Annotated in this window: 10 protein-coding genes; 7 read left to right on the top strand and 3 right to left on the bottom strand. The window is 63.0% G+C overall.

Annotated features, from left to right (window positions below):
- The coding region (locus A2J01_RS15425) for a PhoX family protein (protein ID WP_064113044.1) at positions 1-1,392 on the bottom strand (1,392 nt) is incomplete at its 3' end.
- A 234-nt stretch (positions 1,393-1,626) separates the two neighbouring features.
- Between A2J01_RS15425 and A2J01_RS15420 the strand changes: the two genes are divergently transcribed.
- The 7 genes from A2J01_RS15420 (at position 1,627) to A2J01_RS15390 (ending at position 7,114) form a co-directional block, all read left to right on the top strand.
- Positions 1,627-1,863, top strand: coding sequence for a hypothetical protein (locus A2J01_RS15420; RefSeq protein WP_223304396.1), 237 nt, complete (start codon positions 1,627-1,629; stop codon positions 1,861-1,863).
- Entirely contained in the window at positions 1,860-2,798 is a 939-nt protein-coding gene (locus A2J01_RS15415; protein ID WP_003945975.1) for an ABC transporter ATP-binding protein, read from the top strand. Before A2J01_RS15420 ends, A2J01_RS15415 begins: the two co-directional genes overlap by 4 nt.
- On the top strand, positions 2,795-3,586 hold the full coding sequence (locus A2J01_RS15410) for an ABC transporter permease (RefSeq protein WP_003946064.1): 792 nt from the start codon (positions 2,795-2,797) through the stop codon (positions 3,584-3,586). The genes A2J01_RS15415 and A2J01_RS15410 overlap by 4 nt, the downstream gene beginning before the upstream one ends.
- Positions 3,587-3,607: 21 nt before the next feature.
- Entirely contained in the window at positions 3,608-4,750 is a 1,143-nt protein-coding gene (locus tag A2J01_RS15405; RefSeq protein WP_007735262.1) for a sensor histidine kinase, read from the top strand.
- On the top strand, positions 4,747-5,361 hold the full coding sequence (locus A2J01_RS15400; protein WP_003946002.1) for a response regulator transcription factor: 615 nt from the start codon (positions 4,747-4,749) through the stop codon (positions 5,359-5,361). The genes A2J01_RS15405 and A2J01_RS15400 overlap by 4 nt, the downstream gene beginning before the upstream one ends.
- 152 nt (positions 5,362-5,513) lie before the next feature.
- Positions 5,514-5,921: a YciI family protein gene (locus tag A2J01_RS15395; protein WP_064113043.1), complete on the top strand. Its 408-nt coding sequence runs from the start codon at positions 5,514-5,516 to the stop codon at positions 5,919-5,921.
- Positions 5,922-5,929: 8 nt separating this feature from the next.
- On the top strand, positions 5,930-7,114 hold the full coding sequence (locus tag A2J01_RS15390; protein ID WP_064113042.1) for an RNA polymerase sigma factor: 1,185 nt from the start codon (positions 5,930-5,932) through the stop codon (positions 7,112-7,114).
- On the opposite strand, the gene A2J01_RS15385 is transcribed toward A2J01_RS15390, so the two are convergent.
- The gene (locus A2J01_RS15385; protein WP_003946070.1) at positions 7,100-7,846 is read right to left on the bottom strand and encodes an amino acid ABC transporter ATP-binding protein; all 747 of its coding nucleotides are present in this window, start codon (positions 7,844-7,846) and stop codon (positions 7,100-7,102) included. The two genes, A2J01_RS15390 and A2J01_RS15385, sit on opposite strands and share 15 nt — an antisense overlap.
- A 4-nt stretch (positions 7,847-7,850) precedes the next feature.
- Entirely contained in the window at positions 7,851-9,668 is a 1,818-nt protein-coding gene (locus A2J01_RS15380) for an ABC transporter substrate-binding protein/permease (protein ID WP_064113041.1), read from the bottom strand.
- Positions 9,669-9,780: the final 112 nt, after the last annotated feature.

Genomic DNA, 9,780 nt, shown 5'->3' with positions numbered 1-9,780 from the left:
GCCGTCTTCGCCGGTGCGCAGGATGGCTACCCACTCGCCGGTTCCGTCGAACTTGCCGTCCGACGGAAGTTTGCCGCTGCCGTCGATCTCGCCGGCGGAGTTTCCGCTGAGCTTTGCGACGTACAGTGTTCCGGCGTCGAGCAGAGTCATGTTGTGGCGCATGGCTGCTTGACTCTTGCCGTCCTGCATCTTTCGGCTGGAGACGAACTTGTACATGTAGTCGAAGCGCTCGTCGTCGCCGCTGTAGGCGACGACGGTGCCGTCCGACGTGATGTAAATGGTGGCGGCTTCGTGCTTGAAACGTCCGAGCGCTGTGTGCTTGATCGGAGTCGACGACGGATCCCAGGGATCGATCTCGACGACGTATCCGAATCGGTTGACCTCGTTGGGTTCTGCGACCAGATCGAACCGCTTGTCGAAGCGTTCCCACTTGCGCTCGGAAGCGGCGCCGGCAAGACCGTAGCGCTTCAGTCGCGCTGCGACCGTGGGATCGGTGACACCCTCGGCGTTCGCGAAGTACTGGTTGAAGTTCTCTTCGCCGGAAAGCACTGTGCCCCAGGGGGTGACGCCGCCGGCGCAATTGTTGAGGGTGCCGAGCACTTTGGTTCCCGTGGGATCGGCACTCGTCTTGAGGAAGTCGCTACCTGCAGCGGGGCCGGTCACGACAAATTCCGTGGTTCCGGTGATGCGGCGGTTGTTCGATCCGATCTCCGGTACCAGCTTGCCGTTGTCGGATTCGCCCTTGACCTGCACGACCGACAGTCCGTGGCTGGCGAGGCCGATCTTGAACTGCTCCTCGGTCGGGTTCTCCGCATCGTAGCCGCGGAACATCGCCGGCTCGGTGGAGTATTCGTGATTGACCACGAGTAGGTAGGTGTTGGGCTGCCCGTCGACCGGGAGCAATCCGGCGAAGTCGTTGTTGAATCCGAACTGCAGTTCCTGCGCTGCCGCAGTCTGCTTGTCGAAGTCGAAAGCCGGGGCGCCGGCGAGAACGGCGTCACCCCAGCGAATCACGACGGCTTGATCGTATCCGTCAGGGACGGTGACCTTGTCTTCCTTGTTGGGCGCGACGGCGCCGAAGTTCGTCCCCGCTGGTGTCGATCCGCTGCTGCTGCCGCTCGTCGATCCGGTTCCCGGTTCGGCACTTGCGGATTCGTCCGAACAGGCAACGAGGGCGCTGCCCGCTCCCACCGCGAGCACTGCCATGCCGCTGCCCCGGAGCAAGCCGCGACGACTCAGCGCTGTGCGTGCGATGTCGCGGAAGTACTCGCCGCCCGAGGTGTTGGGGACCTCGTGAGAGCACGCGTTTCCGCACTTGTACTGGCAGGTGATCGACGCGCGTGCAGACACGCCGTCGTGTTTGACGAACAAGGCCAAAGGCTTGATAGCCACCGTGAACTCCCGAGATTCGATGTACGGACTTCGGGAACCGTAGAAGCTCGAAGCAAGGGTAAAGGAACGTAAAAATGAACGGCAAAACAACGAGGTGACCCTTACCCGCGGTTTACGACGCGTCCCCGCGGGGACGTCGCATGACATTTGTCATCGCCGATCCGTGACGGTGTCACCGCAGGTGATGATGCTGTGCACTGTTTTCGGCTCTGACTTCCCGCGAAGCTTGGATGCATGAGAGAACCACATGAGGGAAGCCTCCTGACGGACCTGATGGACATCGGACCCGCACCCACGATGGGCCGCGAACTTGTAGTGATCGTGGTGAACATCGCGATCGTCGGAGTGGTGTTCGCGATCATCGGCTCCAATCCGGTGTTCTGGATCCTTGTTGCCGCTCTCGCTGTCTATGCGGGTATTCGATTCGCGATCGGACTGCGCGGCTGGAACCGAGCGGAGGCGCAGCGATGAAGGGCGATCCCGTGATCGACGTAGTCGGAATGTCGCGGCGTTACGGCTCCGGCAAGGAGGCGTTCGATGCTGTTCGCAATCTGGATCTGAGTGTTCAGGAAGGCGAGCTGTTCGGCCTCCTCGGAACAAACGGTGCCGGCAAGACATCCACTCTCGAAGTGATTCAGGGCCTTTCGCGAGCCAGTGCCGGAACGGTGCGCGTTCTGGGCATGGATCCGGTGCGCAACCGCAAGCAGATTCGCCCGTCGCTTGGCATCATGCTCCAGAAGGGTGGCTTGCCCCAAGACCTGACTGCTCGTGAGAGTTTGGCGATGTGGGCCGGAACCTGCTCGAATCCGCTGCCCGTGGACGAGGTGCTCGAGCGCGTGGACATGCGTGACCGTGGTGATACCCGCGTGAAGTTCCTCTCGGGAGGTGAGGCCCGGCGACTGGATCTGGCGTGCGCGATCATCGGCCGGCCACTCGTACTGTTCCTCGACGAACCGACTACTGGATTGGACCCCGAAAGTCGGCGTAACACTTGGCAATTGATTGCTGACTTGAAAGCGTCGGGCGTCACCATCATGTTGACGACGCATTACCTGGACGAAGCCGAGTCCCTGTGCGACCAGTTGGCGATCATGCACCGAGGATCGGTGGTGCGCAGCGGAACCGTGGCGGACGTCGTCGCGGATCATCCTGCCCAGATCAAACTGCACCGTCCCGGTCTTCCGCTCCCGGCCCTGGCCGGCGCCGAGGTACGCGTCGAAAACGATCTGGTGGTGATCACCACTCGCACAGTGCAGGAGACGCTGACGGAACTGCTGCTGTGGGCACAGCACAACAACATCCTGCTGACCGGCCTGGATGCCCGCGCGGCATCCCTGGAGACCGTATTCCTCTCCATTGCAGACCAATTCGATCATCACGCAACTCTCGAAGGAGCGTCGGCATGAACCGCATAGCAACCCTGTCTCGTTCGGAGTTCACGCTCCTGGGACGAAATCGACTGTTGCTCTTCAACGCAATCGTCCTCCCGTTGATCTTTCCCGTGGGGATGCTGTACCTGTCGCGCGATGGCGGGTTGTCCGACAAGTCGGTGTCGGCAGGCCTCGAGGTGTTTGCACTCTTCCTGCTCGTGTTCGTGGTCTTCTACAACCTCCTGTCGGTGTACGCGACGCGTCGTGACGAGTTGGTTCTCAAGCGACTACGGACAGGGGAATGCAGCGACGCCGAGATCCTCGCGGGCCCGGCAGTGCCGTCGTGGGTTCTCACCGGCCTGTTGACGGTGGTGATCGGAATCGCCGTGATGGTTCTGGGCGGTAGTGCTCCGGTCAATCCGGTCCTGGTGCTGGTCGCGGTGATCGGCGGCGCCGCGCTCTTCACGGCGCTGGCGTTGATCACTTCGGCTGTCACGCGAAATGCAGAGGCGGCGCAGATCACCTGCATGCCGATTCTGATTCTGGCGACGGCAGGTATGTCCTCGATCAGGAATGTCGTGCCGGACAACGTTGCTCGCATTCTCGATTTCACTCCGCTGGCCGCAGTAGTGGACCTTCTCAATCTCGGATGGCTGGGGCGGACCACTGGCGAACTGGCTGATCTGGGCGATGCGCCCGGTGCGGCAGCGGGATTTGTCGACACCTTCGGTTCGGCTGCGCAACCGCTGTTGGTCATGCTGGCGTGGATCGTCGGTTCGGTTCTGATCGCGAACGTCCACTTCCGCTGGGAACCGCGTTCGTAGAACTCTGAGAAGGTAGTGGGCATGATCGCGCAGAACTTCGGACGCTGGAATCCGAGACGGACGTGGCGAACCGCGTCGAACGTCGACAAGGTTCGCCTCTACACGCGGCAATCGTTCATCATGGTCGCAGTGGTTTTCGGTGGCTTCGGTGCGGTCACCGAGATAGTTGCGGATCGGTACCTGTCGGGTGTCTTCCTCGGAATCAGTGCCGTTGCGTGCGTCATCGCCGTGTCTCGGATGCCTGATCTGGGCGGAGTCGTGGCCAAGCCCGTCCAGATTCCTCTTGCCGTGATGACGTTGTCGGCGTTCTGCTCGGCGGGAATTGCCTTGGGAAGCAATGGCGAGAACGGCCCGTACTTCTGGCTGGCGGCAATCCTTGTCGTGCCCCTTGCGGGGTTGACGTCGTTGCGCTGGCTGATCGTGGGCTCGGTGGCCGCCGGGGTTGTACTGGGACTGCTTGCGGGTCCGGAAAGCGGCGTGTCCGTCGGAATCGTCGCCGCCTTCATGGGGCTGACCGTCTACATGTCGGTGTGGCTGCTGCGGATGGTCACCGAATTGGATGAGGCACGCGGAGCCGCTGCCGCTCTGTCCGTCGCCGAGGAACGGTTGCGATTTTCACGCGATCTCCATGACGTCGTCGGGCGGGCACTGTCTGCAATTGCGGTGAAAAGTGAACTTGCAGCTACTCTTTCACGACGCGGCGACGATCGTGCCGCCGCGCAGATGGACGAAGTACGCGAACTTGCGCAAGATTCACTCGACGAAGCGCGCGAGTTGGTTCGGGGATACCGGTCCATCGCCTTGGCGTCCGAGCTGGCCGGTGCGCAGTCTCTGCTCGAGGCCGCCGGAATCTCCACTGCGATACGTGGATCGGCAGATCAGCTGCCGGTGGAACTGGCCGAAGCTGCCGCCTGGGTCGTCCGTGAAGGCGTCACCAACATTCTCCGGCACTCCAGTGCCGAGAATTGCAGCATCGAAGTGTTCGCGGACGGCGTCGTGATCGCCAACGACGGCGCACGGATCGCAGAGCCGAACAACGGAACCGGCCTGAACGGATTGCGCGAGCGCGTCGGCGCCGTCGGAGGAATTGTCGAAACCGTGCAGGACGAAGATCGCTTCACCCTCACCGCCCACTTTCCGTCCCGAACGAAGGAGTCTCGGTGACCGAGCCGATCAAGGTACTGCTGGCCGACGACGAGAACCTGATCCGCTCGGCTCTGGCCATGATGTTGTCGCTCGAGGACGACATCGTTGTCGTCGCGGAAGCCGAATCCGGCGAGGATGCCGTGGTCGCTGCTGCAAAACATCAACCTGACGTAGCCGTGCTCGACCTTCAAATGGCAGGTATCGACGGCATCGAGACGGCGCAACAGATTGCGCAGACGGTCTCGGGGTGCGTCTCGATCATCGTGACGAGCCACGGGCGTCCCGGGTATCTGAAGAAGGCACTGTCAGCAGGCGTCCGAGGATTTCTGCCGAAGACGACGCCTGCGGCGACGCTCGCCGAGGTGGTCCGCAGCGTCCACGCGGGCGGGCGGTACGTCGATCCGTCGTTGGCTGCCGAGGCAATCGGCGCCGGCGACTCACCGCTTACTCCGCGCGAGGCGGACGTACTCGAATACGCGGCCGACGGAGCATCCATCGAGCAGATCGCTTCCCGGGCACACCTCTCGGCAGGAACCACCCGGAACTATCTGTCGTCAGCTGTCACCAAACTCGGTGCTGCCAACCGGCACGAAGCAGCGGTGATCGCCCGCCGGCAGGGGTGGATTTAGGGCCTTCGGCCCCGTGCGCCTTTCTGGTTGCGGGCACTACCAAAAAGGCGCACAGGGCCGAAGGCCCCGCAATGTCGAGAATCCCCGACTTGCTTCGTCCCTGTAGTGAAGTGCGACCAGAATGGGTGGCACCGACACAGAGGAGATTCACGATGGCCAAGTACTTGCTGCTCAAGCACTACCGCGGCGCTCCGGCTGCAGTCAACGACGTGCCGATGGACCAGTGGACACCGGACGAGATCACGGCTCACGTGAAGTACATGCAGGACTTCGCGGATCGGCTCGAGAAGGCGGGCGAGTTCGTCGACGGTCAGGCTCTCGCTCCTGAGGGCACCTTTGTCCGGTACGACGGTGAGGGTCGCCCCCCGGTCACCGATGGCCCGTTCGCGGAAACCAAGGACCTCATTGCCGGCTGGATGGTGATCGACGTCGACGGCTACGACCGTGCCGTCGAATTGGCCGGGGAACTTTCGGCCGCGCCCGGCGCAGGCGGGAAGCCGATTCACGAATGGCTCGAACTGCGCCCGTTCCTGACCGAGCCGCCGACCATCACGGACTGACAACTCTCATGGACGACGCCCTGCTTCGGAGTCTGACTCCGAGCGTGCTCGGCATCCTCGTCCGCCGCGGAGCAGATTTCGCGTCGGCCGAGGACGCCGTGCAGGACGCTCTGCTCGAGGCGGTCAGGGTCTGGCCGGACAACCCGCCACGGGACCCGAAGGGCTGGCTGGTCACAGTGGCCTGGCGGCGGTTCCTCGACGGGATCCGGTCGGATGCGGCTCGCCGTAAGCGGGAGTTTCTGGCTGACGAGCAGCCAGGCGAGCGGCCGGTCAGCGGGTCGGTGCCGGGCGTGGACGACACACTCCAGCTCTACTTTCTGTGCGCGCACCCGTCGTTGACGCCGTCGTCCGCCGTCGCACTCACGCTGCGCGCTGTCGGCGGGCTGACCACCCGCCAGATTGCGCAGGCCTACCTGGTGCCCGAAGCGACTATGGCTCAGCGCATCAGCCGAGCCAAGCGCACGGTCTCCGGCGTCCGGTTCGAGCAACCCGGCGATGTCGCCACCGTCCTGCGTGTCCTCTATCTGGTCTTCAACGAGGGGTACTCCGGCGACGTCGACCTGGCTGCCGAGGCCATCCGGCTCACCCGGCAGTTGGCGGCCGCGATCGATCACCCCGAAGTCGCAGGGTTGCTCGCACTGATGCTGCTCCATCACGCTCGTCGAGCCGCGCGAACTGCCGCGGACGGCAGTCTGGTTCCGCTAGCCGAGCAGGATCGCAGCCGGTGGGACACCGATTCGATTGCCGAAGGAGTCGCAATCCTCCAGTCAGCTCTCGCCCGCGACCGGCTCGGTGAGTTCCAGGCCCAGGCCGCCATTGCTGCACTCCATGCCGACGCTCTCACAGCAGACGAGACCGACTGGGTGCAGATCGTGGAGTGGTACGACGAACTCGCAGCCTTGACCGACAGCCCGATCGTCCGGCTCAACCGAGCGGTGGCCGTCGGCGAGGCAGACGGACCACGCGCCGGATTGGCAGCTCTTGCAGCGCTGGGCGATTCACTTCCACGCCATGCCGCAGTCGAGGCCTATCTGCGTGAACGCGACGGAGACCTGGAGTCGGCGGCGAGGTTGTATGCCGATGCAGCGCACAAGGCATCCAACCTCGCCGAACGCGACCATCTGATGCTTCAGGCGTCCAGGATCAACGCCCGTCGATCTCCTGCAAGCGCCCCTGAGTCAGAGAACCTGTGAGAGGAACGCTTGCAGTCGATCTGTTTCGGGATCGTCGAAAAGCTGTTCCGGAGTACCGGTTTCGACAACGGCACCGCGATCCATGAACAGCACCTTGTCGGAAACGGAACGCGCGAAACCCATTTCGTGCGTCACGACGACCATGGTCATGCCGGACTTCGCGAGATCGGCCATCAATGCCAGAACACCCTTGACCAGTTCGGGGTCGAGAGCTGACGTCGCCTCGTCGAAGAACATGACCTCGGGCTTCATCGCCAGGGCGCGGGCAATGGCGACGCGCTGCTGCTGACCACCCGAAAGGTTGCCGGGCCGCGAGTCGGCCTTCTCCCTGAGCCCCACCAGATCCAGCTGCTCGAGCGCGAGCGCCCGAGCTTGCTCCTTCGACAAACCCTTGAGCTTGTTCGGCCCAAGTGCGATGTTCTCGGCGACGGTCTTGTGTGGGAACAGGTTGAAGTGCTGGAACACCATGCCGATCCGCTGGCGTAGCTCGTCGGGGTTGTCCTTCAGGACGGACTTCCCGTCGAGCAGCACGTCACCCTGCTCGGGCTCGTGCAGACGGTTCAGCACGCGCAGGAGCGTCGACTTGCCCGAACCGGAGGGCCCGATGACGGTGACGGTGTTTCCGGCGTCGACGTGCAGGTTGACGCCGCGAAGCACCTTGTTGGTGCCGAAGGACAGATGCAGGTCCTTGCCGGTGAGCGATACGGACTTCAGTTCAGAGCTGGTAGTCATGTCCTCAGCCCCTTTCCACGACGATGGCCTGCTCGAGCGGATCCAACGTGCCTGAAGTGTCGGCGCGTCCGGTCCGGAGTCGGTTGTCGATGTAGTTGACGAGGTGCGTCAGCGGGATGGTCAGAGCAAGGTAGAACAAGCCTGCCGCAACGAGCGGGGACAGGCTGCCGGTCTGGGCGTTGAGATCACGTCCGACGGCAAAGAGTTCCCGCTGGGTGACGAGCAGACCGAGGAAGTAGATCAGCGACGAGTCCTTGATCAGCGAGATGAACTGGTTCATCAACGCCGGCAGAACGCGTCGTACACCCTGCGGGATGACGACCAGCGACATGGACTTTCGGTAGCTGAAACCGAGGGCACGTGAAGCCTCGAGCTGCCCGGACTCGACGCTCTGGATTCCGGATCTGAAGATCTCACCGATGTATGCCGACGCGAGCAGGGACAGCGCCGCGACACCGAGCCAGTACGGATTGCTACCGGTGATTCCCTTGACGATCGGTCCGACGCCGAGCCCGATGATCAAGATGATGACGACTGCGGGCAGGCCACGGAAGATGTCGGTGTAGACGCGGGCCGGCCAGCGCAGCCAACGGGTGCGCGAGATACCGGCGACAGCGAGCAGCATGCCGAGGATCGTGCCGATGATGCCGGACGCGAGCGCAAGGATCAGGGTGTTGGGAAGACCGGTCTTGAGGAGATCGGGGAATGCCTTCTTGTACAGATCCCAGTCGAAGAACGTGTCCTTGAGCTGTTCGAGCGTCGACTTCGGTTGGTACGACGCGGTATCGCCACCGTCGCCGTTTGCTGCGTTTTCCGCGGCAATGGCTGCGAAGTCGGGCAGTTCCGGAGTGGCCGCGGCCTTGGATCCGGGCTTCCAGCCTTCAGGGAGTTGGCGCGGTACCCAGTCGGCGTACAGCTGAGACCAGGTTCCGTCGTCGATGACTGCGTCGAGGCCGGAGTTGAGGGCGTCGATCAGCGGCTGGTTTTCCTTGTTCACCGCCCAGCCGACGAAGTTGTTGACCGAGAAGGTGTTCTGGATGATCGAGGTCGGGTCACCGGGAGCGATTGCACCTTCGGCCTGCTGAGACGGAGCTACCCAGGCGTCGATCTGTCCGGACTTGAGGTTCGCGTACGCCGTGGCGTAGTCGGGAAACTTCACGGGATCGAGCTTGAGCGTGTTCACGACGTAGTCGTCCTGCACGGTTCCCTGCACGACGCCGATGCGCTTGGAGGCATCCAGGTCTCCGAAGCCGGTGATCGGGCTGCCGTTAGGCACGACGAGGGAGAAGTATCCGAAGTCGTAACCGTTGGTGAAGCCGACGGTGTTGCGACGGTCGTCCGTGGTGGTGATGGACGACGAGCCGACGTCGAAGCGTCGACCGGCAACCTGGGCGAGAAGCCCGGCGAACTCGGTGCCGACGAACTCGACCTTCAGGCCCAGCTTGTCCGCGACGGCCTTCAGCAGCTCGTTGTCGTATCCGGTGTACTGATTCTCGGAGTTGACGCAGATGCTCGGGGGCGCGTCACCGAGCGTGCCGACCGTGATGACCCCGGGTTTGATCAGATTCAGCTTCGAGGTGTCGATCTGATCGACCGGGGTGACGGTGGCCGTGGTGTAGCGGTCTTCGGCGCCCGCACCCGCTGCCGCATCCAGATTGGTGGGCGCCGCGGTTGCAGCTCCCACTCCTGGAGGTGCACACAGGTCTGTGGGGGCTGCCGACGAATCCGAGCCACTCGAGCACGATGACAGAGTCAGCGCCAGGAGGGCAGTGAGGAGCAGTACCACCACCAGGCGGATCTTCGCTGCGACGGAAGAAAACATGCGTGCAGCGTAAACCTAAGGGTAGCCATTTCTCCGTGTAGAACTGTTGACAGTTTTCGGACAAGGGGCCGTTGCGCTGCGGGCATGCCTTCAAATCAGCGTGATTTTAAGT

This window comes from Rhodococcus sp. EPR-134 (assembly GCF_001647205.1).
GTDB lineage: Bacteria > Actinomycetota > Actinomycetes > Mycobacteriales > Mycobacteriaceae > Rhodococcus_F > Rhodococcus_F qingshengii.
This window is presented reverse-complemented; position numbering and strand designations above follow the sequence as displayed.